This window comes from Paenalcaligenes suwonensis (assembly GCF_011290505.1).
Classification (GTDB): domain Bacteria; phylum Pseudomonadota; class Gammaproteobacteria; order Burkholderiales; family Burkholderiaceae_B; genus Paenalcaligenes; species Paenalcaligenes suwonensis.
This window is the reverse complement of record NZ_JAANPV010000009.1, coordinates 1-23,576: the sequence shown is the minus strand read 5'-3', so window position 1 is coordinate 23,576 and position 23,576 is coordinate 1. Positions and strand designations below refer to the sequence as shown.

The window sequence follows — 23,576 nt, the reverse complement described above, 5'->3', positions numbered from 1 at the left end:
CCGGTACTGCTTAATTCATAAACCACTCTTTCATGCGAGCCAGCAGAGACTTCACACTACCTTTCTGCTGGGCCACTTTGCGACCACGCGCATTTTGCATACGCGCTTCTGTCAACAAACCCATCACCGTAGAAAACCTAGGATTACGCATCACATCAGCCAAACTACCTTCATAGGCAGGCACAGCAACACGCACAGGTTTCAGGAATACGTCTTCAGCCAGTTCCACAATACCTGGCAACATGGCAGAACCACCGGTCAACACAATGCCGGAGGACACCAAATCTTCGTAGCCAGACTCACGCAGGCTTTGCTGCACTAAGGTGAACAGTTCTTCCACGCGCGGCTCAATAATGGCGCCCAACGCTTGACGTTTCACCTGACGATTAGGCCTATCGCCCAACCCTGGTACTTCAATCATTTCATCGTCGTGTGCCAGCACTTGTTTAGCCAAGCCAAAACGCAATTTAATTTCTTCTGCATCAGGCGTTGGCGTGCGCAACATGGCCGCAATATCACTAGTGATCTGGTCACCTGCAATAGGAATCACATCGGTGTGACGTATAGCGCCGCCGGTGTAGATAGCGATATCAGTAGTACCGCCACCGATGTCTACCAGCACCACACCCAACTCTTTTTCGTCGGATGTTAAGCACGACAAGCTGGAGGCCAAAGGCTGCAAAATCAAATCTTGCACTTCCAAACCACAGCGACGTACGCATTTCACAATGTTCTGTGCTGCGCTGACCGCCCCCGTCACGATGTGCACGCGCACTTCCAGACGCAAGCCACTCATGCCGATGGGCTCTTTAATATCTTCTTGCGAATCCACGATAAATTCTTGCGTCAGCACATGCAGCACTTGCTGATCGGTAGGAATATTTACCGCTTTCGCCGTTTCAATCACTCGCGCCACGTCCATGGAAGTGACTTCTTTGTCTTTCACTGCCACCATGCCACTGGAGTTAAAGCTAGTGATATGGCTACCTGCAATACCGGTGTAAACCTCGCGGATTTTGCAATCGGCCATCAACTCCGCTTCTTCCAAAGCGCGCTGAATGGAGTTAACAGTAGTCTCAATATTGACCACTACCCCTTTACGCATACCTTGTGACTCGTGCTGCCCCAGCCCCAGTACTTCGAAGCGCCCTTCTGGCAGGATCTCCGCCACCACGGCGACCACTTTACTGGTACCGATATCAAGTGCAACGATTAAGTCTTTAATGTCACGGGTCATATTAATTATGGTTTCACTGGAGTTGATGTTTGGGGAGCCAAGGTAATGGCAAACCCATTGGTATAACGTAAATCAGCACTGGCGATCTGGCGGTTATCCAGACGCTGCATCAATGCTGGCCAAGCTTGTACAAAACGTTCCATCTTGGCAGCAAAAGGCAGAGCACCTGCTCTACCGTGCAAGTCAGCGCTATCTGCTGCCGGGTCACGCCCTAAATTCAATCGCATGCCATCTGCTAGCACGACCTCCCACGCATAGCGTGGACTCAACGTAATTTCGCGGATATTGGCCCCTAGAGGTGCCATCCAACGTGCCACCTCTGCGTAGCGCTGTACAACTAAGCGCTCTGAAGCGGGTGGTCCAAACAGCTGAGGTAGCTCTAGTTCGTCCGCTAGCACCCCCTCATTCGCCGCAAATGCCTCACCCCAGGTATTGATCATCTCGTTCTCATTCCAGTACGCCAGCGGTTGCTGCTCTTCAATGCGTACTAGCAAGGTATCTGGCCACACGCGTTTAATCTGCGCGCGGCGTACCCACGGAGCCGTTTCAATCAATTTCCTAGTGCTGTCCAAATCAATAGTGAAAAAATCACCATTTAATCGGCCTGCAATTGTTGCTCCTACTGTTGCCGGTGTCACGTAGTTCAGATGTTCGTCCTGCACGGCTTCTATCTGTACTGTCTTAATCACAAAATAAGGTCTACGCACACACCAGATGACGACCGCAACCACCATCGCTGCAACGGCTAGCAATGCCAGCACATTTGCAACGAAGTTGGTGAGACGGGCGTCTGCAAACATTCGCAGCTCCTACTTTTCAAGACGTGCCACGGCACGTACTTTCAAACTGGCCATAGACAGAATCTGCACACACAGATCCGCGTAGCTAATCCCCTCGGCTTTAGCCGCCATCGGTACCAATGAGTGGCTAGTCATGCCTGGCGATGTATTAATCTCTAGCAACCATGGGCGGTTTTCGTCATCCAACATAAAGTCGGCACGTGCCCACCCTTCACAATTCAAGGCCAAAAACGCTTGGCGCGTGATTTCACGAATTTCCAGGCTTAAGGCTTCTGGCAAATCCGCTGGGCAGAAGTACTGTGTGTCGTTGCTGATGTATTTGTGCTCAAAGTCGTAGTTACCGCCTGGAGCCACAATTTCGATCACGGGTAACGCACGCGCACCCTCGCCCACGCCCAAGACGGGTACGGTTAACTCACGGCCTTTAATAAAGCGCTCGGCCAATACATGATCAAATCGTGCCGCTAAGGCGTAACCTGCAGGAATCTGCTCTACGTGATCAATCTTAGAAAAACCAACCGTAGAACCTTCGTGCTGAGGCTTCATGATGAAGGGCAAACCCAGACGTTGATCTAAACCAGTCAAGTTCGCATCGCTATCCAGCAATTCAAACGCTGGTGTAGGCAAGCCTTTCTGTATCCAGATACGCTTGGTCATCACTTTGTCCATCGCCACGCTAGAGGCCATCACACCGCTGCCAGTGTAAGGAATGCCCAGCATTTCCAGCGCACCTTGCAGCGTGCCGTCTTCACCGTAGCGGCCGTGCAATGCGATAAACACGCGATCAAACTTCTGTGCGGCTAAATCGGCCAATGTGTGTACGCCCGTATCAAACAAGTGAGCATCAACGCCTTTGCTACGCAATGCATCGTACACACCTTGACCGGACATCAAAGAAACTTCACGTTCAGCGGAATGGCCACCGTACAGTACGCCTACCTTACCAAAACTCTGCGTCATTCTATTTCCCCTAAACGTGCAGGGATACGACTGATGCTGCCTGCACCCATCGTGATCACCACATCACCATCACGTACAAAATCCAATATGGCCCGTGGTAATTCGTCAATTTCCGCTACGAACACCGGCTCTACTCGCCCGGCCACACGAATGGCTCTTGCTAACGAACGGCCATCAGCCGCCACCAACGGTTTTTCACCTGCCGCATACACTTCAGTGAGCAATACCGCATCGGCATTCCCCAGCACACTCACGAAGTCTTCAAAGCAATCACGAGTACGGGTATAACGGTGTGGTTGAAAGGCTAAAACAATGCGTCTTTCAGGCCATGCTCCACGAGCAGCCGCTAATGTAGCAGCCATCTCGTTGGGATGATGGCCGTAATCATCAATTACGGTAAAGCTACCGCCACCGTTGCGTTCAGGCACATCGAAATCACCCACTTGCGAGAAGCGACGACCTACACCCGTGAACTCGCTTAATGCTTTAGCGATAACTGAATCTGGCACACCGAGTTCGGTCGCTACCGCAATCGCCGCCAAGGCATTCAACACGTTATGGTTACCGGGCAAGTTCAGGACGATAGACAAAGTAGGCAACATGCCGGTGCTGCCTTGACGCTCTACATCAAAGTGCATACGCGTCCCCTCACAGCGCAAATTCACTGCACGTACTTGTGCAGGTTGCTCAATACCGTAAGTGGTCACAGGGCGCGATACAAACGGAATGATCTCGCGCACATTGGGGTCATCCATACACAACACCGCACTGCCATAAAACGGCAAGCGATGTGTAAAGTCGATGAAAGCACTTTTTAAGCGCGCTACATCGTGACCATAGGTATCCATATGGTCTACATCAATGTTGGTGATGATCGCCATCACAGGCAGCAGGCTCAAGAAAGACGCATCTGACTCGTCCGCTTCCACCACGATGTAATCGCCTTGCCCTAATCGCGCATTAGCACCAGCAGAGTTCAAGCGGCCACCGATCACAAAAGTAGGATCTAAGTCACCGGCTGCCAACACGCTAGCCACCAAGCTGGTGGTGGTGGTTTTGCCATGCGTACCCGCTACCGCAATACCACGTTTCAAACGCATCAGTTCTGCCAGCATCAGTGCGCGTGGCACAACAGGGATACGTGCAGCACGGGCTGCCAGTACCTCGGGGTTATCGCCAGCAATAGCGGTAGAGGTCACAATCGCCCCCATACCTTTCACGTTCTCGGCGTTATGGCCAATCACGATGCGAGCACCTAGCTCCGACAAGCGACGCGTCACGGCGCTTTCTTGTATATCGGACCCGCTGACCGCATAGCCAAGGTTCAACATCACCTCGGCGATCCCGCTCATACCGGAGCCGCCTATTCCTACAAAATGTATGTGCTTAATGCGGTGCTTCATACCGCCCTCCTTACCAACTGTTCACACGCATTCGCGATTTGTTCTGTTGCGTGCAACTGGGCGTGTTCTTGCGCATGGACACCCGTGCGCAGTAATTCATCATGGGTTCTTTCTTGTAACCATTGCGCCAACCACTCAGCAGTAAAGTCGCGCTGTGGCTGTAACCATGCCGCACCACAACCTGCCAAATAATTGGCATTCGCGGTTTGGTGATCATCAATAGCATGTGGCAATGGGATAAACAGCGCAGGCACACCTGCTGCGGCAACTTCAGCTACTGTCATGGCACCCGCGCGACAGATTAGCAAATCTGCCTGAGCCATGGCTTGCGCCATATCACCTATAAAGGCTGTGCACTCTGCTTTGACACCAGCATCCGCATAGTTTTTGCGCACTTCATCAATGTGCTGCTTACCTGCCTGATGCATGACTGCTGGGCGCTGTGCTTCATCTATCGCTGCCAAGGCAGCTGGAATAGTCTTATTCAGTACCGCAGCCCCTAAGCTACCGCCCACTACCAATAACTTGAGTTTGCCGCTGCGGTTTGCCAAACGTTGCTCTGGAGGTGCGACGCTACGAAACGCTGCACGCACAGGGTTCCCCACCATGACCGCTCCGGGTAAAGCACCAGGAAACCCTACCAAGGTTTTGCTCGCCAGCTTACCCAACCAACGATTAGCCGTACCCGCTACTGCATTTTGTTCGTGTATAACCAGTGGAATACGTTTCATAGCGGCCATTAAGCCACCTGGGAACGCCACATAACCGCCCATGCCCAGCACCACATCTGGCTGCACGCTTTTCAGCACGCCCGCCGCTGCGCTGCAGGCTTTAAATAACGTCAATGGCAATTTAACCAGTGTGCCCACACCTTTACCGCGCACCCCTGCAAATCGCAGAGGCTCTAAGGTAAAGCCATGCTCAGGCACCAGTTCACCTTCCATACGCTCAGGGTGGCCCAGCCACACCACACGCCAACCGCGGGCACGCATTTCATGCGCCACAGCCAAGCCCGGCATAATGTGCCCACCCGTACCGCCTGCCATGATTAACAGGGTTTTGCTCATGTGCGCTTCCCTCTCATCAAATTGCGGTTTTCATAATCGACGCGCAACATAATGGCGAAGGCCACCAAGTTCGCAATAATCCCAGAACCACCATAGCTCACCATCGGTAGAGTCAAACCTTTAGTAGGCAGCAAGCCCAAGCACACACCAATATTGATGAATGCCTGCACTCCAAACCAAATGGCTACGCCCTGCGCCACCATCGCATTGAACTGTCTGTCCATCGCCAATGCTTGACGGCCAATTTCAAACCCGCGCCACACAATAAACCCGAAAACTAAGATCAGAGCGGCAACGCCTATAAAACCTAGTTCTTCGCCAATCACCGCCACAATAAAGTCGGTATGAGCTTCGGGCAGATAGTGCAGTTTTTCTACACTAGAGCCCAACCCTACGCCAAACCACTCGCCACGCCCTAACGCAATCAATGAATGCGATAACTGATACGCACTACCGTAGGCGTTATCGGGGTTCCAAGGATCTAAGTACACAAAAATACGTTCCCTGCGCCACGGCGATAACCAGATCAGCAGTAAGAAACTCACCACCATGCTGCCCAGTAAACTGGCGAACAGTTTCACGTTCAAGCCACCGATGAAGATAATGCCCACAGCAATCGCTACGATCACCATAAAGGCACCTAAGTCTGGCTCCATCAACAGCAACAAACCAACGCCAGCCAAGGTCATGGCCATAGGCAAGAAGCCACGCAAAAAGGTTTGCATGTGTTCTTTCTTGCGCACGGTGTAATCGGCAGCGAACAACAAAATTGCCACCTTCATGAGCTCAGAAGGCTGAAAGTTAACCGGCCCCAGTGGCAACCAACGTCGTGCACCGTTTACCTCGCGACCTACACCTGGGATCAACACAACCAAGAGCAAAAACACCGCCAACAAGAACAGCGGAATTGCCAGCTTGTGCCATACACGCATTGGCAGGTTGACGGCCAATAGGGCAAATATCAAGCCAATGGTCAGGAAAATCATGTGGCGCACTACAAAGTAGTAACGTCCATAGCTTTCATAGCGAGGGCCATCAGCCAATGCTATGGAAGCGGAATACACCATGAGCAAGCCGAATGCCGCCAGCACCACTCCAGCCGCCAGCAGCGCGATATCGAACGCTGGCAATGCCGTGCGGCCAGGCCGAACAGCATTTACGCTAGAGGTTAGGTCGGCAAATAGGCTCATGCTACCTCTCCCTCATCCAGTGCTAACTCTTGCACCACTTCCACAAAGCAGTGGCCACGATGCTCGTAGCTTTTGAACATATCGAAGCTGGCACATGCAGGCGACAACAACACCATCCCATGCTCGGGTGCTCGCTCGTAAGCCACTCGTACCGCTTCATCCAATGACGCAGCATGCACGATAGGAGTGGTAGATTCTTGCTGTAATGCTTTTTCTAAAACGGGTGCATCACGGCCAATCAGCACCACTGCCACCACAGTCGATTTAGCAACCGCTTGTGCCAATGGGGTGAAGTCTTGGCCTTTGCCTTCCCCCCCCGCAATCAACACCATAGGCTGATCAAAACCTTGCAACGCTGCAACGGTAGACCCTACGTTTGTGCCTTTGCTGTCGTTGATGAACTGCACACCTTGAATGTGACGGATGAGCTCCACACGGTGCGGCTCACCCGCATATTTACGTAAGGCATCCAGAGCAGGCTCCCACGCTATACCTGCTGCACGTACCAGTGCTAACGCTGCTTGTGCGTTCAGCAAGTTATGCTGACCACGTATGCGCAATGCAGTACCCGGAATCAACGACTGTACCATTGCTGCTGGTTGACGCTCTGCTTGATTAGGCTCTGGCTCACCCACAGAAATCCAACTTAAGCTGGAATCTGCCTGCAAGCCCATATCACCTTGTAGTTCTGGAGCCCCCGCGCCAATAGAACGCACATGCGGTGCATTCAAGCTGCTTACCATGGCTACGGTTGCGCTGTCGTCTCGGTTAACAATATGGCATTTTGCAAAACTAAATACACGCGCCTTTTCGGCTACATAAGCCTGCATAGAACCGTGCCAATCCAAATGGTCTTGGCTGATGTTTAACACACATGCTGCATCCGCACGCAAGGAGCGCAAGCTATGCAATTGGAAACTAGACAGCTCTAACACCCATGCCTCTGGCAAGGTGTCTTGATTTAAATGCTGGCGCAGAGCAGCAATAGTAGCTGGGCTAATATTGCCAGCGGCCACAGCGGTCATGCCGGCACATTCAAACATGAAACGGGTTAATGCTGTAACGGTGGTTTTACCGTTTGTACCCGTAATGGCCACCACTTTAGGTTGGTAGCCCTGTTCAGCCATGTCATTTAAGGCTCTGGCGAACAGCTCTGTTTCATTCAGCGTGTCTATATCTTGCTGGCTGGCATACGCCAACAGTTCTTTGACACCCGCTTGTTCTGGTGACAAACCGGGGCTAATCACCAAAGTATGCACACCATCCAAAGCCGAGTGCTCTACTGCCTGTGGGCCCAGACACAAACTTACCTGCTGTGGATACTCTTCCTGCAACGCCTGCGCTGCTGCATTGCTTGCACGCGTATCCGCCAAACGCACAGAGACACCGCGCTCTATGCACCAGCGTGCCGCAGCCATACCAGACTCTCCTAACCCTAGCACTAGGGTCAGGCCGTCGGTACGCAACGAAGGGAAGTGATAGTTGTTCATCGTAATTTCAAAGTAGATAAGCCAATCATGACCAGCATGATGGTGATAATCCAAAAACGTACTACGACTTGGGTTTCTTTCCAGCCGCTTACCTCAAAGTGGTGATGCAAGGGGGCCATCCTAAAGAACCGCCTCCCCTCGCCATACCGCCTTTTTGTGTACTTAAACCAAGCAACCTGCATCATCACCGACAGTGTTTCCACAACAAACACACCACCCATGATGAAAAACACAATTTCCTGACGCACAATCACGGCGATGGTACCCAACGCGCCACCCAGTGCTAGCGCGCCCACATCACCCATAAATACTTGTGCTGGGTACGCGTTAAACCAAAGGAATGCCAACCCTGCACCGCCAATTGCCGCGCAAATCACCATCAGCTCAGAAGCCCCCGGGATATAAGGGAACAGCAAGTATTTGGAGTAATCCACACGACCTACTACGTAAGCGAAGATACCCAAAGCCGCCCCCACCATGACGGTAGGCATAATGGCTAAACCATCTAGGCCATCGGTTAGGTTCACCGCATTACTGGAACCCACAATCACAAACCACGTCAGTGCAACAAAACCAAAAACACCCAGTGGATAACTGACGCTTTTGAAGAACGGCACAATCAAGTCGGCACGAGTAGGTAACGGCATAGTGAAGCCGCTCAACACCCAATCTTTAAACAATGGCCACAGGTCTACGGTTGCTGGCGCAGATACCGCAAAGCTCAAATACACCGCTGCCACAATACCAATCAGCGCTTGCCAGAAGAACTTCTGACGCGAAGACATACCTTCGGGGTCATGATTAACTACTTTCTTGTAGTCATCTGCCCAGCCAATCCAGCCAAAGCCGAAAGTAACCAGCAATACCACCCATACAAATCGGTTGGTCCAGTCGGCCCACAACAAGGTACTAATACCTACGGAAATCAAAATCAGCACGCCACCCATGGTAGGAGTGCCATTTTTTTGCAGGTGAGACTCAGGCCCATAGCTGCGCACAGCTTGGCCAATCTTCATTTCTGTCAATTTACGGATCACCCACGGACCGCACCACAACCCTATCGCTAGGGATGTAGCGGCGGCCAACAGCGCACGCAGGGTTATGTACTCAAATACCCCGAAAGCGCGTATGTGTGAATCCGCGAGCCAACGTGACAGCTCAAGAAGCATTCTGAGCTCCCTCTGTTAATGCAAAATGTTGTTCTAATGCCTGCACTGCACGCTCCATACGAGCAGTACGCGACCCTTTAACCAATACATGAGCAGGCATCAATGCAATCAACTGCTTTTGCAGATCTTCCATGTGCTCAAAATGTTCAGCATCCTCACCGTAGGCTTCTGCCGCAAACATCGCGTCAGAACCTATTACCAACAAATGCTGAATACCACGTTCTTTAGCGTACTGACCTACCTCGGCATGCGCGGCTTGGCGGGTTTCGCCAATTTCACCCATGTTGCCCAGTACCAATACAGTGCGACCCTCTAACTCGGCCAGCACATCAATCGCTGCACGAACTGAATCAGGGTTAGCGTTATAACTGTCGTCAATCAGTTGGTAGCCTTCGATGACAGATTTAGGCTGCATACGGCCACTAACAGGTTTGAATGCTTGCAAGCCAGCCACTACAGCAGATAACTCGGCGCCAGCGGCCACTGCACACGCAGTAGCTGCCAAGGCGTTACGCAAGTTATGCACACCGGGAACGGGCAATTTGATTGCCACGTCTTCGGCCTGAACATGCAATTGGAAGCGTGTGTGTGCCGGGTTCACTTGTATGCTCTCGGCGTATACCGCCAAGCCATCACCAAAACCGAAGGTCAAGGCCTGTTTGCCAGCCGCCAAATCTTGCCATAGTGCTGTGTATGCATCGTCACCGGGGAAGACGGCAATACCGTTTTCTGGCAAGTAACTCAGTACCGTACCGTTTTCTTCAGCTACCGCTTGCACTGTGTGCATAAACTCTTGGTGCTCGCGCTGCGCATTATTCACCAAAGCAATGGTGGGGCGGGCTACATCCGCCAATACCGCAATCTCACCGGGGTGGTTCATGCCCAACTCGAATACAGCCGCTTGATGGGTATCACGCAGACGCAATACAGACAGTGGCACACCCAAGTCGTTATTCAAGTTGCCCAAAGTGGCAACAAAGTTCTCCGCCCCCAAGCTTTCACGCAAGATAGAGGCGATCATCTCTTTGGTTGTAGTCTTACCATTGCTACCACACACCGCAATCACGGGGATAGCAAAACGTTGACGCCATACTTTCGCAATACGCAACAACGCTAGTCGCGTGTCGCCCACCACAAATTGCGGCAGGTTCACATCGGGTTGACGAGACTCCACCAATGCCGCACATGCGCCTTTCTCGGCTACTTGAGCTAAGTACTGATGACCATCAAACTGTTCACCACGAACGGCCACAAACAAGTTCTGAGGCTGTAGTTGGCGGCTATCTGTGCACAGATCCACGCCTTTTAGCCATGTCAGCGCAAACGCCGCCCATTGGCGGTCATCAAATACATAACGCTCACCAGCGATCTCTTGGTAGTCTTCGTGCCCTTTACCTGCAATCAGTACCACATCAGCCGCTTCTGCACCCCATACCGCTTGCAAAATAGCTTGGGCACGGTCTTCAATAATGTCGTGTGGGCTCTCAATGCCGTTAACAATTTGGGCAATGATCTGCTCAGGTTGCTCAGAGCGAGGGTTATCCGTGGTCACAATCACACGGTCTGCCAATCTACCCGCTATTTCGCCCATCAGTGGACGTTTAGCGGTGTCACGGTCACCACCGCAACCAAACACACACACCAACTTACCGCCACGCACTTGCGCTACTGCACGTAATGCAACAAGCGCACGCTCTAAGGCATCAGGCGTGTGCGCGTAATCCACCACCGCTAGTGGCAATGGCATAGCGCGATTTGGAATGCTTAGGGACTTCGCAATTTCTAGACGCCCTGGTACAGGGCCTAGTGTTGCCATCAAACGGGCAATTTTAGCTACCGGCCAACCCAGCTCTTGCAGCACGCCAGAAACCAACAGCAAGTTGGCGACATTATGCTCGCCCAACAGGTGCGTCAAAATCTGTGCTGTGCCGTGGGCAGTAATCAGATTAAATACTTGTCCATCACCACCAATATGCACGTCATCACCGAACACATCAGCGTCACGACTTTGTAGCGAATAGGAAATCTTGCGTGCTTCGGCTGGCGTTGCCAAGATGGTTTGACCAAATGCATCATCGGCATTGATCACCATGCTTTCTAAGCCTGGCCACTGGAACAAACGTGCTTTTGCTGCTCTGTAATTTTCCAGTGTTAAGTGGTAATCCAAGTGGTCGTGCGACAAATTCGTTAGGGCAGCAATCGCAATATGCACACCATTCAAACGGCCTTGCACAATACCGATTGATGACGCCTCTAAGGCCACCAAATTAGCACCTGCTTCACGCAACTTAGCCAAACTACGGTGTACTGTCAGCACATCAGGCGTAGTGAGCTTACCGCCCAAGTTCGTGCCATCCGGCAAGGTCACACCCAGTGTACCGATAGTGCCGCAAGGTACTTCTGAATTATTCAACACAGCGGCAATCCATTGCACGCTGGATGTTTTGCCATTCGTACCAGTGACTGCGATCACTTTCATCTGCTCAGATGGGCGCCCCCACCATTGGTGCGCCACCTCACCCAACACATCTGCCAGATTCGCAATATCCAGAACGGGGACACCAACATCAGCCGCCTGATCGCTTTGTTCACGCACCACAGCCGCTGCGCCATTGGCAATCGCATTTGCAATAAAGTCGCGACCGTCGCCACGTATACCGGGGCAAGCGAAAAACACATCGCCTTTTTCTATTTGACGGGAGTCCAAACACAGTTGTGCCGTTGCTGACACCTGCTTATGCAACCACTCTAAAATTTGGTTAGTCGTTTTATTTTTCATTATTCACCTCTCTTGGCACTTACAGCCACCAGCGACTCAATTGGAGCGTCTGGCTGCACACCCATTCTGCGCAAACTATTGGCAACAATCTCAGAAAACACGGGAGCAGCGATCAAACCACCGAAGTAGCCACCAGCTTTAGGCTCATCAATACTGACCGCAACAACAATGCGTGGATCTGTAGCTGGCGCAAAACCCACGAACGAGCTTCTATAGCTAGATCGGCTGTATTTACCATCTACAATTTTTCGCGCTGTACCACTCTTACCCGCAACGGTGTAACCCTTTACTTGTGCCAAACGAGCACCCTCTGGGCCCGCTGCGGCTTGCAACATGCGACGCACTTCTTGCGCCACTTCTGGGGTGTACACCTGTACGCTAGAAGGTTGGGTTTCACGTTTTAACAACGACAGCGATACCACATCACCGTTACGCGCAAAGGCCGTATATGCCTGAGCGATTTGAATCAACGACGCCGATAAACCATAGCCATAGGCCATGGTTGCCCGCTCAATAGGACGCCAACGATCCCATGGACGTAAGCGGCCAGCGGCAGCACCCGGGAAAGGCGTGTGTGGAACACGACCAAAACCCAGCTCATTAAACTTGTTCCACATTTCTTCAGAGGTCAGACGCTCTGAGATCATGGCCATACCAATATTGCTGGAACGGCGCAAAATACCGGCCGCGTCCAACGTACCGTTATGACGACTCACATCAGTAATGGTGGCTCCTTGATAGCGGTACGACCCATTGCCTGTGTTGAATTTTGTCTCTGTGGTGATTTTTTTGTTATCCAAGGCCAGCGCCACCGTGAAAGGCTTCATGATGGAACCTGGCTCAAAGGTATCAGTCAGTACGCGATTACGCAGTGCGCCCCCTTTACGATCCGAACGGTCGTTAGGGTCATACGTAGGCAAGTTCACCAGCGCCAATACTTCGCCTGTTTGTACATCCAAGACGATTGCTGCAGCAGCGGCAGCCTTGTTAGTTTCTACAGCATTTTTCAATACGGAATAGGTGTCGTACTGCATGCCAGCATCTACTGACAAACGCAGATCGGCACCATGCACAGGAGGAATGGCATCGCGCACATCTTCCACAATACGGCCCAGACGGTCACGGATTACACGACGCGAACCAGACTGACCAGACAGCTCGGCATTAAAGGCCAGCTCAATCCCTTCAATCCCTTTATCTTCAATATTGGTAAAACCAATAATGTGCGCCATGCTCTCACCCTCGGGGTAAGAGCGACGCATCTCGTCTTGTTGGTGTATGCCGGGAATACGCAAAGCGGCCACTTCAGCGGCCACGTCCATATCCACCTGACGGCGTATGTACACAAAGTTTTTGTCTTCGATGTCTAAGCGTTTCTGTACATCAGCGACAGGCATTTCCAGCAAAACAGCCAATGCCGACACTTGCTCAGGCGTTGCGCGACGCGCATCTTCAGGAATCGCCCACACAGCTTTCACTGGCACACTACTTGCCAGCACCACATTCCCACTGCGGTCAAACACCTTGCCACGCATAGGGGGAAATTCAATGGTACGTTGATAGCGTCGTTCGCCTTGTTGCTGCAAAAATTCGGTAGAAAGCCCTTGTAAATACAGCGCTTTACCCAATAAAGCCATGAAGCCAATCATGACCATTAACAAAACCAACTTCGCCCGCCACATGGGCAGGCGACCTTCTAGGACCGGATTATCGTGATAACCAAAGCGTTTCATGCTAATCCTCCTCATCACTAGAAGATAAGGAACTCAGCGGTTGGCCCCGTAAATACACGGTACGATCGGGGGACCCAGTCACCATCTGTAAGTCTTTACGCGCCACTTGATCTATACGCGCGTTACGCGTAAGTTCTGCACGTTCTAACTGCAAACGACGCCACTCTATATCTAGAGCCTGTGCTTGATTGCGCAAACGCTCCACCGCCACATAGCCCTCACGCGCCTGATAACGAGCCGTTACCAAGGAAATGGCTGACAACATCAAAGCCAACGCAAGGAGCAGACGGATGGTCATCTACGCTTCCCCTTTTTCTCGGAGCCACCAGCAGCATAGGCCTTAACAGCCTCTAGCTTATTTTGCCAATTCGCTTCAAGTTCGGTGGTGGTGCGCTCAGCCACACGTAGCACTGCTGAGCGCGCACGCACGTTGTACTGGATCTCGGTTTCATCGGGCAACACTCTACCCAATGACTGCAACCAAGGCTGCGGCATATCTTTTTCAGCAATTGGAAGACGCGAATGCACCATGGCAGGTTTAGATGCAGCTGCCATGAACTGTTTCACCAAGCGATCTTCCAACGAATGAAAGCTAATCACCGCTAAACGCCCTCCAGGATTAAGTAGTTCCAGAATTAACGGGAGCGCATGCGCAAGCTCCTCGAGCTCGCGGTTGAGGTAAATCCGTATAGCCTGGAAGGTCCTGGTGGCTGGGTGATGACCTTTTTCGCGCGAGCGGACGACACTGGCGACCAGCTCGGCGAGATCATGCGTTGTACGTAGCGGTGAGGATTCGCGGCGACTTGTAATCGCCTTTGCAATCTGGAAAGCAAACCGTTCTTCGCCATAATCTGCGATGACCTCCTTAATTTCATCGACCTCGGCCTGAGCCAACCACTCTGCTGCGGTCGGCCCCTTACTGTTATCCATGCGCATATCCAAGGGGCCATTACGCATGAATGAAAAACCACGTTCAGCATCATCTAGCTGGGGAGACGACACTCCCAAATCCATCATGACGCCATCAACGGAATGAACACCATGCTCACGCAATGCATCCACCATTGATTCAAAACCTGCGTGTATCACACGTACACGCGCATCCTCTGCTGCCAACGCATTCGCAATAGCAATAGCCTCAGGATCTTTATCTATGACAAACAAACGAGAGTTGGCATCTACATGGCGCAATAACTCTCGACTGTGACCACCTCGTCCAAAGGTGGCATCCACAAATACACCGGACCTAAACGTGGGTTCCGGACGGTACTCTGGCCTCCGCGCTATAAATACGGGATTCACCAGAGCCGCTACCGTAGGCTCCAAGAGAACGGAACGATGCTGTAGCTCCATTAGCCGACTCAGAAAGAAAACTGTTCAAATACATCAGACATCATGCCTTCAGCCAACTCGGCTGCTTGGCGACGCTCCAATTCGGCACTATTCCACAGTTCGAAATGACCGCCCAAGCCCAACAACATGACATCGCGATCTAGCCCTGCCGCTGCTCGTAACTCCGGTGCAATCAAAATTCGTCCTGCAGAATCCATGTCCACATCTTGTGCACTACCTAGCATCAAACGCTGTATTGCTCGGGCTGACATGGGGAACGCAGCAATCTGTTGACGTTTCTCTTCCCACACCGATCGTGGGTACATCAAAAGACAGCCATCAAAGTGCCGCGTCAAAGTGAGCTGACCTTGTTCAGCCGAAAGCAAGGCGTCACGGTGCCTGGTCGGAATCGCGATCCGACCTTTGGCATCTAGCGTGAGTGCATTACTTCCTTGGAACATGCTATTTTTCCCACTTTTTTACACAAAAACCTACTTTTCCCCACTCTAAGCTATGCCGTGTTCAAGGTCAAGACACAAACTCATTTTTTTCCAATGACAACAAACACTTAGCTTACTTTCTTAGAAAAGTTCGATTTTAAAATATCCCTATAAATCAACAAATTGCATTCCAATCTAAAAGTTGTTTATTAGGAGAAAGTGGAAAACCTTCACTAAAAACTTGCATTTCCTCACAATTGACAGGCTTTGACACACGAAAAGTGCACAGACACACTCAGCCCACTGCTAGATGCCAGCCAGGAGAAAAAAAGAAATCAAGGGGGAGAATACTGAAGAAGAAAAGCAAGAAATGTGAGACAGGCCTATAGGCCGGATTCTGTAAACCAGCACGCTAGTCGGCAATCATTCATCTGGGCGTGCCATTACTGACACGCTCTAGCCATCTACCCGCATACTCGAACGAGCCGCCCTTCGAACACAAGGTTCACGTATGCCTATTTGATGTTGCTCCGGATAGAGGTTACCGCGTTTCACCCTACAACGACTGCCCTACAAGAGAGCAAAGTAACGGAGATGGCCGTTACTGTGCACAACAGTGTTGTGCCCTCGTCGCAGACTCGTCTCTGTGGCCCTATTCCTCGACTCGCAAGCCTAAACTCGCTTATCGGACGGCTGTTAGCCGCTATCCCGCCCTATGGAGTCCGGACCTTCCTCGATATTGCTACCGCGATTGCCCAGCCTGCCTCACAAATGCATTGTAACCTGCGACAATAGCAATATCAGACTTTCTTCAGATTTTTTACGGAGCAGCATGTCAATCAATCTGGTCACCCTTACTGGGATACATCTGGCGTTTGGCCATCATGCCTTGCTGGATAACGCAAGCCTCACCATTCACTCTGGTGAGCGTTACGGTTTAATTGGTCGCAATGGCGCTGGGAAATCATCGCTTTTGAAGCTTATTGACGGCAGATTACTGCCAGATGACGGCCAAATCATGCGCAGCAGCGGATTGCGCGTTGCCACCGTCGAGCAAGAACCAGGGCTACCTCCGGACCAGCAAATCTATGACTTTCTGTGCGGTGATTACACAGAAACGGAAGACTGGCAGCGTCCAGCCAAAATCAGCGCCTTAATGGATCAGTTGGGTTTACCTAACGATGCCCTTATAGGATCGCTGTCTGGTGGCATGCGTAAACGTGTGGCCTTAGCCCAAGCCTTAAGTGATGAGCCTGACCTCTTACTGCTAGACGAACCGACTAACCACTTAGACTTCGACGGTATTTTGTGGCTAGAGCAATTACTTAAAGGTTTCCGTGGCAGCGTCATTGTGATCACCCACGATCGGGATTTCCTAGACAGCGTCAGTTCGCAAATTATCGAGTTAGACCGAGGTCAGCTTTTCAGCTTCCCTGGCAACTTCACCAAATGGCAAGAACGTAAAGCAGAATGGCTACAGGCTGAGTCCCAACAACAAGCCAAGTTCGATAAGTTTCTAGCCCAAGAAGAAGTATGGATTCGTACTGGCGTACAAGCACGACGCACCCGCGACGAAGGGCGAGTACGCCGTTTAGAATCCTTACGTCGTGAACGTGCTGCTCGCAGAGAACGTATGGGCAACGTACGCTTAGCCATTTCCGAAGGCAAACGCTCAGGCAAACTGGTAGCAGAAGCCGAGAACATCACCCACGGTTATGACGATCGCATATTGATCCGTGATTTCTCTACAGTATTGATGCGTGGCGACAAAATTGGCCTTATTGGTTCTAACGGTGCGGGTAAAACCACCCTACTACAGATACTTTTGGGGAAATTACCCCCTAATTCTGGGCAAATTCGACACGGCACCAACCTAACTGTGGGATATTTCGACCAAATGCGCAGTTCTTTGGACGAAAACGCCACTTTAGCCGAAACCATCAGTCCCGGAACTGAATGGATAGAAATTGGCGACCAGCGTAAGCACGTGATGAGCTACTTGGAGGACTTCCTCTTCCCGCCTGCTCGTGCCAACTCACCAGTACGTTCGTTATCTGGTGGCGAACGCGCCCGCTTAGCGTTGGCCCGTATGTTTGCTCAACCCACGAACATTCTGGTGCTAGACGAGCCCACAAACGATCTGGATATCGAAACCCTAGAACTACTAGAAGATCTGCTGCAAGAATACCAAGGCACCGTCCTGCTAGTCAGTCACGATAGACGCTTCTTAAACAACATCGTGACACAAGTTATTGCCGCTGAAGGCAACGGCCACTGGGGCGAGTACGTGGGAGGTTACGACGAATGGTTGGCACAACGCCCAGCCACGGTTACCACCACTACAGCCCCTGCCGCTGCTACTGCCGACAAAGAGAAAGCAGCCCCCAAAGGCAACCGCACGAACAAGTTAGCCCCATGGGAGAAAAAAGAGCTGGATGCTCTTCCTGAAAAGATCGCTAAACTTGAAAGCCGCCAAGCTGAACTGGCTGCCAAACTAAGCGACCCTGACCTCTACAAAGACGGTAACGATGCAGCACAAAACATTCAAAGCTCTCTAGAAGAACTAGAGGCCGAACTATTACAACTCTTTGAACGCTGGGAAGCGCTAGAAGAAAAAGCACAAGGCTGACAATAAAAAAGGGGCTTAGCGCCCCTTTTTTATGCCTTAACAATAGACCACGCTAGCTTACGTCCATTCGCAAGCGGTACCAATACCTCATCACCCAATTGCAACTGATCAGGAATCTCGAACTCCTGGCGCTGCAGTGTGATGGTGTCTTGATTCACAGGCAAACCGTAGAATGCAGGGCCATTTTCCGATGCAAAGGCCTGCAATTGATCCAAGCGACCTACGGCATCAAATGCCTCAGCATACAACTCCATGGCATGCAGTGCCGTATAACAGCCAGCACAGCCACAGTCTTGCTCCTTACGACCTTTCACGTGCGGCGCACTATCCGTACCTAAGAAGAAGCGCTTGGAGCCTCCCGTCGCCGCTTCCACTAATGCCAGTCTATGTTTCTCACGTTTCAACACGGGCAAACAATACCAGTGCGGACGCAATCCACCGCTAAAAATAGCATTACGGTTATACAACAAATGCTGCGGCGTAATGGTGGCACCGATGTCACCCTCAGCTTCGCTGACGTAGGCTACACCTTCCGCTGTAGTCAAATGTTCAAACACGACCTTCAACGCTGGAAATTGCTTACGCAGAGGAATCATGATGCGATCAATAAAGACAGCCTCTCTATCGAACAAATCCACAGAAGGGTCAGTCACCTCACCATGCACCAACAGTGGCAGTCCGCATTCCTGCATAGCCTCTAAGGCTGCACCACAGTAGCGCAGTACATCCGTTACCCCAGCATCCGAGTTAGTTGTAGCACCCGCTGGGTACAACTTAACGCCATACACCACACCTGACTCGCTTGCGCGGCGGATTTCTTCAGCCGTTGTATTGTTTGTCAGGTATAGCGTCATCAAAGGCTTGAACTGGCTGCCAGGCGCTGTTTTATGCAGCGCATTCAAAATACGCTGATGGTAGGCCACAGCCTGTTCGGCTGTGGTGACAGGCGGCGTCAGATTAGGCATTACAATGGCCCGACCGAACTGTGCTGCGGTGTGGCCTACAACGGCCTCCAATATGGAACCATCACGCAAATGCACGTGCCAATCATCCGGGCGGGGAATCGTTAGGGTAGTAGTAAGTGTCATAAAATCGGTTATATCCAAAAAAGCCTATGCTGTGCCCTGGGCCATCGCCAGTGATTGCATCATTGACATTATGCAACAGTCACTAAAGTTCTGCAGCGCGTAAGCCCGCAAAACATCAGGGATAGCGACGCGATTCAAACAGTAACAAATCTCCCCCCTCTTGATGATTGGCCTATAGGGAGCCACGCGTTATGCTGCTAACTGTACGATTTAGCAGCACTGTGGCATTTCTTTCAATTCTCTCGGAGCTCTATTCATGGCCAATAGTAAAAAACCTGCCAGTAAACCCAACACTGGATTCATGAAGCCACTTACCCCCAGCCCTGCTCTGGCAGCTGTAATTGGTCCCGAAGCTGTACCGCGCACAGAAGTTACTAAGAAAATCTGGGAATACATCAAGAAACACAATCTCCAAGATGCTTCCAATCGCCGCAACATCAATGCAGACGCCAAACTGAAAAAAGTTCTGGGCAAGGATCAGGTCAACATGTTTGAACTGAGCAAATTGCTAAGCGCGCATTTGAAATAAGCAGCAACCACTGGATACCCAGTCTACCCGCCCTTCGGCGGGTATTTTTTTTGGCCGCTCCGCCCCGCCGCTGCTTACTGCCTCCAGTCTGTACGCTATGCACTGAAGCGCAAACGTGGAGCCCAAATGACTCAGGCCCTGAACATGTCAGGGCCTGAGTACATAACCAACGCTTTTAATCTGGATTATTCAAATTCCGGGCTCTGCGCATTCCAATGCGCCAACCAGCCTTTAATAATACGGAAGATAATCCAAATCAAGGTTACAACCCCGGTAATCCAACCTATAAAGATAAAGGTGAGCAGTCCGCTTACGCACATCCACAATAAGCCCCACCAAAAGGTTTTAATTACCCAATCCAAATGGGCAGCATAAATTGTTCCTGCGGCATCACTACGTTTGTAATAGGCAAGAACAATAGATGCAATAATACTTGCACCAAAAACTCCCATGCTCACGATACCAATTGCAAATAACGCATATACAACATGCACAATGGTACGGAACGGCAAGCCTTGTTCAATTTCAGACTGGCTCGGTTGAGTCATGCATACCTCCAAAAACTTAAAATAGCAGTACGTACTGCTGGATACTGCACTGTTAACCATTGTAAACGTTTACCATCCATATGCAGAGCTTCACGCAGCGAAGAATCGTTTACAGCGGTGCTCCAACAAGGCTTCAGCAGCTCAAAATGCTTTACACGCCTACATCTTACTTAGCTACCTAGCACTTTATAGCCTGCACTCTTAGTGTCGCTTTCCCGATACGAAGTGCTATGTATAGGATGGCCTAGCGTGTAACAACACAGAAATCATAATACGTCCTTCTGCAGATAAGAATATCTTATCTCTTATAGCTTCATTTAAAAAATAGTTATTATCAAAAACCAAGATTATTAACTGGTAATTGAAACGTAGATTCACAAATAAAATTATGGGTCTTATTTTGTAATAATTTTGAGAAAAAATTTAAAACCTGTCAGCACACCAAAAAAGCTTAAAGGAAGCTGAATAAAAGCATAACCGAACATCAAAAACGTTTCAGTTAGCTTAATCTCAAGATATAGGTAGCAATAAACACATAATCAACAACTTTCCGAAATATGCTACATACCCCTATTCTCTGAAATGAATAGCTCATGGTAAAAATGATAAATCTAATAAAACACACTGAGGGATGAAATGGAAAAGCTGCAGGCTATTTTTGAAACAGTAGGTGGTTGGGTTTGGGGACCAGCAATGTTGATCTTGCTGGTAGGCACCGGGGTATTGCTAACTGTGCGACTCAAAGGGCTGCAATTCACCAAACTACCCATGGCGCTACGTCAGGCCTTTACACACACTCCAGGTCAAGAAAAAGAGAAAGGTGATGTCTCGCACTTCGGCGCGTTGATGACTGCCCTTTCCGCCACCATTGGTACGGGTAACATTGCGGGTGTGGCAACAGCCGTTGTACTGGGTGGTCCAGGTGCTGTGTTCTGGATGTGGATCACTGCTATTTTCGGTATGGCTACCAAATACGCTGAAGGTATTTTGGCGGTGCACTACCGTATCACCGATGCACGCGGCGAAATGGCTGGTGGCCCGATGTACTACATCGAGCGTGGCTTAAACATGAAATGGCTGGCTGTGCTTTTTGCATTCTTTGCCGTCATCGCCTCCTTTGGTATTGGTAGCTCCGTACAATCTAACTCGGTAGCTGAATCCATCTATACCAGCTTCGGTATTGAACATGCGCTCACTGGTGTAGTACTTACCATCCTGACAGCTATTGTTATTCTTGGTGGTATTAAAAGTATTGCTCGCGCAGCATCCATCATCGTTCCAGTGATGGCCGTCGTCTACGTACTGGGTGGCTTAATCATCATTGGTTTTAACCTTGAAAAACTTCTGCCAGCGCTAAGTCTAATCTTTACGGACGCCTTCACAGGTAGCGCTGTTGCCGGTGGTGCTCTGGGTACAGTAATTCGTTATGGTGTAGCACGCGGTGTGTTCTCTAACGAAGCCGGTATGGGTTCAGCTCCTATCGCCGCTGCGGCAGCTAAAACTGACCACGCAGGCCGTCAAGCGCTGGTATCCATGACAGGTACATTCTTAGACACCATCGTTGTGTGTTCTATTACAGGTATCGTACTGGTGATGGCCGGCCAATATGCCGATGGCAGCACTGGTGCGGCACTGACTACCCACAGTTTTAACGCCATGCTTCCTGGCTGGGGTGGTTACATCGTTACCTTCGGCTTAGTGTTCTTTGCTTACAGTACTATTTTGGGCTGGTGCTACTATGGCGAGAAATGTGCCGCCTACTTGTTAGGTACACGAGCCGTATTGCCTTACCGTGTTATCTACGTTGCCTCAGTAATGATGGGTACCATTGCTAGTCTGGACTTGGTATGGGCAGCTTCCGATACCTTCAACGGTTTGATGGCTATCCCTAACTTGATTGCTCTGTTGTTGTTGTCGGGTGTGGTAGTTAAAGAAACTAAAGACTTCTTCAACAAAATCGAAAGCGGCCAGCTACCTAAGTAAACAACCTAGCCTTCTCGCTTTATCAAAAACGGCCCTGTTACTCAGGGCCGTTTTTTTATGCACCACTACAACATGGCTGACTTCGGAGTCACAACCTACTGACTTAACGCACCTAACGGTAATAAGGGAAGCATGAAAGGCGCCCACACCATGGACTCTATTAGATTAGGTGTGATACGCAGCTCACCTTCCATATGACGTAACTCTGTCTTTAACGGTGTATTAAATGCTGTCACCATCACTGATGGTGCCTCCATTCCCCTAGCCACCAAACCTTCAGCGACTTTCCATTGCTTAATGTATAAGGTATCCGTTTTTGTTAAAGCTTCTGCCAGTGGCGGTATAGCTCTCACAAAACTATGCGAATCGGGTTTGAATACCTCAAATCCATAGGTGTTCAGTAATACTGATTTTTCTGCATCAGACAAGTTTGTCTCTGGAACATACACATAGAATGTCACTGTAGCAGCTTGATTAGAAAACACCTCTATCATTGCTGATAAATGAGCAACCTGCTTTCCTACGGGAGCTTGCAAAAACGTCAAGACAGGAGATAACTGCGTTTTCAGAAATGCGAAATTTGCAGGGCTATCTGATACTAGATAAAGTGCTGTTTCACTTTCAGCCCAACCGGTAAGTTGAATCTGCTCTGTTTTACTCGCTTTATATGTGCTGGAACAACCCACCAGCATTGCCAGTAGCACTACTAAACAATATCTCATTACGCCTCTAGTCCATTCGTTATGCTTGCGTCACACTATAACAGCCTGCATCCATCGATACTTGAACGTATAACAGGTAGAGGGGGACATAACAGTGGTAGGCATAGCGAGCTAGCGGTGCACGGTTTGAGGCCTCAGGGGAGTTTTTAGAGTCGTCAAGCAGGGGATTTGTGCCTTTTCAGCAGACGTAAAAAAGCCCCGCATCGGTTGGATGCGGGGCTTTTGGTGTAAGAGCCTGACGATGACCTACTTTCACACACGAAAATGCACTATCATCGGCGCGAAGGCGTTTCACGGTCCTGTTCGGAATGGAAAAGGGGTGGTTCCACCTTGCTATGGTCGTCAAGCGTAACTGGTTTGTTCACATGCTACACAGAGCATGTCAACTAAATCTGGAATTAGCACAACTACATCATCAGTATGATGCAGTGTTTCATGTTTGGGATTGCGTTATTGTACTACTAAATTTGTTTGAAC

19 protein-coding genes, 1 rRNA gene and 1 other RNA gene are annotated in these 23,576 nt (G+C 50.5%); 3 read left to right on the top strand and 18 right to left on the bottom strand.

All coding sequences use genetic code 11. The annotated features are described in order from the left end of the window. Window positions 1-10: 10 nt before the first annotated feature. The 14 genes from ftsA to rnpB form a co-directional block, all read right to left on the bottom strand. The gene (ftsA, locus tag GY634_RS13545) at window positions 11-1,237 is read right to left on the bottom strand and encodes a cell division protein FtsA (RefSeq protein WP_166409270.1); all 1,227 of its coding nucleotides are present in this window, start codon (window positions 1,235-1,237) and stop codon (window positions 11-13) included. A gap of 5 nt (window positions 1,238-1,242) precedes the next feature. After that, a complete protein-coding gene (locus tag GY634_RS13540) occupies window positions 1,243-2,037 on the bottom strand; it encodes a cell division protein FtsQ/DivIB (RefSeq protein ID WP_166409269.1) in 795 nt (264 codons plus the stop codon). A gap of 9 nt (window positions 2,038-2,046) precedes the next feature. Further along, window positions 2,047-2,997: a D-alanine--D-alanine ligase gene (locus GY634_RS13535; RefSeq protein WP_166409268.1), complete on the bottom strand. Its 951-nt coding sequence runs from the start codon at window positions 2,995-2,997 to the stop codon at window positions 2,047-2,049. Next, window positions 2,994-4,400, bottom strand: coding sequence for a UDP-N-acetylmuramate--L-alanine ligase (gene murC, locus GY634_RS13530; protein WP_166409267.1), 1,407 nt, complete (start codon window positions 4,398-4,400; stop codon window positions 2,994-2,996). Before murC ends, GY634_RS13535 begins: the two co-directional genes overlap by 4 nt. Next, window positions 4,397-5,467, bottom strand: a complete 1,071-nt coding sequence (gene murG, locus GY634_RS13525; RefSeq protein ID WP_166409266.1) for an undecaprenyldiphospho-muramoylpentapeptide beta-N-acetylglucosaminyltransferase — start codon at window positions 5,465-5,467, stop codon at window positions 4,397-4,399. Before murG ends, murC begins: the two co-directional genes overlap by 4 nt. Beyond that, window positions 5,464-6,657 carry a putative lipid II flippase FtsW gene (gene ftsW / locus GY634_RS13520; protein WP_166409265.1) on the bottom strand — a complete coding sequence of 398 codons (1,194 nt, stop codon included), beginning with the start codon at window positions 6,655-6,657 and terminating at the stop codon, window positions 5,464-5,466. The genes murG and ftsW overlap by 4 nt, the downstream gene beginning before the upstream one ends. Then, on the bottom strand, window positions 6,654-8,147 hold the full coding sequence (gene murD / locus GY634_RS13515; RefSeq protein ID WP_166409264.1) for a UDP-N-acetylmuramoyl-L-alanine--D-glutamate ligase: 1,494 nt from the start codon (window positions 8,145-8,147) through the stop codon (window positions 6,654-6,656). The genes ftsW and murD overlap by 4 nt, the downstream gene beginning before the upstream one ends. Then, window positions 8,144-9,316 (bottom strand): phospho-N-acetylmuramoyl-pentapeptide-transferase, encoded by a 1,173-nt coding sequence (gene mraY / locus GY634_RS13510; protein ID WP_166409263.1) that lies wholly within the window; start codon window positions 9,314-9,316, stop codon window positions 8,144-8,146. Before mraY ends, murD begins: the two co-directional genes overlap by 4 nt. Next, on the bottom strand, window positions 9,306-12,095 hold the full coding sequence (gene murF / locus GY634_RS13505; RefSeq protein WP_166409262.1) for a bifunctional UDP-N-acetylmuramoyl-L-alanyl-D-glutamate--2,6-diaminopimelate ligase MurE/UDP-N-acetylmuramoyl-tripeptide--D-alanyl-D-alanine ligase MurF: 2,790 nt from the start codon (window positions 12,093-12,095) through the stop codon (window positions 9,306-9,308). The genes mraY and murF overlap by 11 nt, the downstream gene beginning before the upstream one ends. Continuing rightward, window positions 12,095-13,828: a peptidoglycan D,D-transpeptidase FtsI family protein gene (locus tag GY634_RS13500; protein WP_166409261.1), complete on the bottom strand. Its 1,734-nt coding sequence runs from the start codon at window positions 13,826-13,828 to the stop codon at window positions 12,095-12,097. Before GY634_RS13500 ends, murF begins: the two co-directional genes overlap by 1 nt. 1 nt (window position 13,829) lies before the next feature. Next, window positions 13,830-14,126 carry a cell division protein FtsL gene (gene ftsL, locus GY634_RS13495; RefSeq protein WP_166409260.1) on the bottom strand — a complete coding sequence of 99 codons (297 nt, stop codon included), beginning with the start codon at window positions 14,124-14,126 and terminating at the stop codon, window positions 13,830-13,832. Beyond that, window positions 14,123-15,181, bottom strand: coding sequence for a 16S rRNA (cytosine(1402)-N(4))-methyltransferase RsmH (gene rsmH / locus GY634_RS13490; protein ID WP_166409259.1), 1,059 nt, complete (start codon window positions 15,179-15,181; stop codon window positions 14,123-14,125). The genes ftsL and rsmH overlap by 4 nt, the downstream gene beginning before the upstream one ends. 8 nt (window positions 15,182-15,189) lie before the next feature. Continuing rightward, a complete protein-coding gene (mraZ, locus tag GY634_RS13485) occupies window positions 15,190-15,621 on the bottom strand; it encodes a division/cell wall cluster transcriptional repressor MraZ (protein WP_166409258.1) in 432 nt (143 codons plus the stop codon). Between the two features lie 349 nt (window positions 15,622-15,970). Continuing rightward, window positions 15,971-16,367, bottom strand: an RNA gene (rnpB, locus tag GY634_RS13480) — RNase P RNA component class A. 65 nt (window positions 16,368-16,432) lie between these two features. Here rnpB and GY634_RS13475 point away from each other — a divergent pair. Next, the gene (locus GY634_RS13475) at window positions 16,433-18,229 is read left to right on the top strand and encodes an ATP-binding cassette domain-containing protein (protein WP_166409257.1); all 1,797 of its coding nucleotides are present in this window, start codon (window positions 16,433-16,435) and stop codon (window positions 18,227-18,229) included. A gap of 29 nt (window positions 18,230-18,258) precedes the next feature. Here the strand turns inward: GY634_RS13475 and pyrC are convergent, their stop codons facing one another. After that, window positions 18,259-19,317, bottom strand: coding sequence for a dihydroorotase (pyrC, locus tag GY634_RS13470; RefSeq protein ID WP_166409256.1), 1,059 nt, complete (start codon window positions 19,315-19,317; stop codon window positions 18,259-18,261). A 256-nt stretch (window positions 19,318-19,573) separates the two neighbouring features. Here pyrC and GY634_RS13465 point away from each other — a divergent pair, with 256 nt between their 5' ends. Continuing rightward, on the top strand, window positions 19,574-19,846 hold the full coding sequence (locus GY634_RS13465) for an SWIB/MDM2 domain-containing protein (RefSeq protein WP_135866657.1): 273 nt from the start codon (window positions 19,574-19,576) through the stop codon (window positions 19,844-19,846). Between the two features lie 185 nt (window positions 19,847-20,031). Here GY634_RS13465 and GY634_RS13460 read toward each other — a convergent pair whose 3' ends face one another. Next, on the bottom strand, window positions 20,032-20,394 hold the full coding sequence (locus GY634_RS13460) for a DUF4870 family protein (RefSeq protein ID WP_166409255.1): 363 nt from the start codon (window positions 20,392-20,394) through the stop codon (window positions 20,032-20,034). Between the two features lie 636 nt (window positions 20,395-21,030). Between GY634_RS13460 and GY634_RS13455 the strand changes: the two genes are divergently transcribed. Beyond that, window positions 21,031-22,377 carry an alanine/glycine:cation symporter family protein gene (locus tag GY634_RS13455; RefSeq protein WP_166409254.1) on the top strand — a complete coding sequence of 449 codons (1,347 nt, stop codon included), beginning with the start codon at window positions 21,031-21,033 and terminating at the stop codon, window positions 22,375-22,377. Between the two features lie 95 nt (window positions 22,378-22,472). On the opposite strand, the gene GY634_RS13450 is transcribed toward GY634_RS13455, so the two are convergent. Next, window positions 22,473-23,099: a hypothetical protein gene (locus tag GY634_RS13450; RefSeq protein WP_166409253.1), complete on the bottom strand. Its 627-nt coding sequence runs from the start codon at window positions 23,097-23,099 to the stop codon at window positions 22,473-22,475. Between the two features lie 233 nt (window positions 23,100-23,332). After that, window positions 23,333-23,446, bottom strand: a 5S ribosomal RNA gene (gene rrf, locus GY634_RS13445). Window positions 23,447-23,576 lie beyond the last annotated feature (130 nt).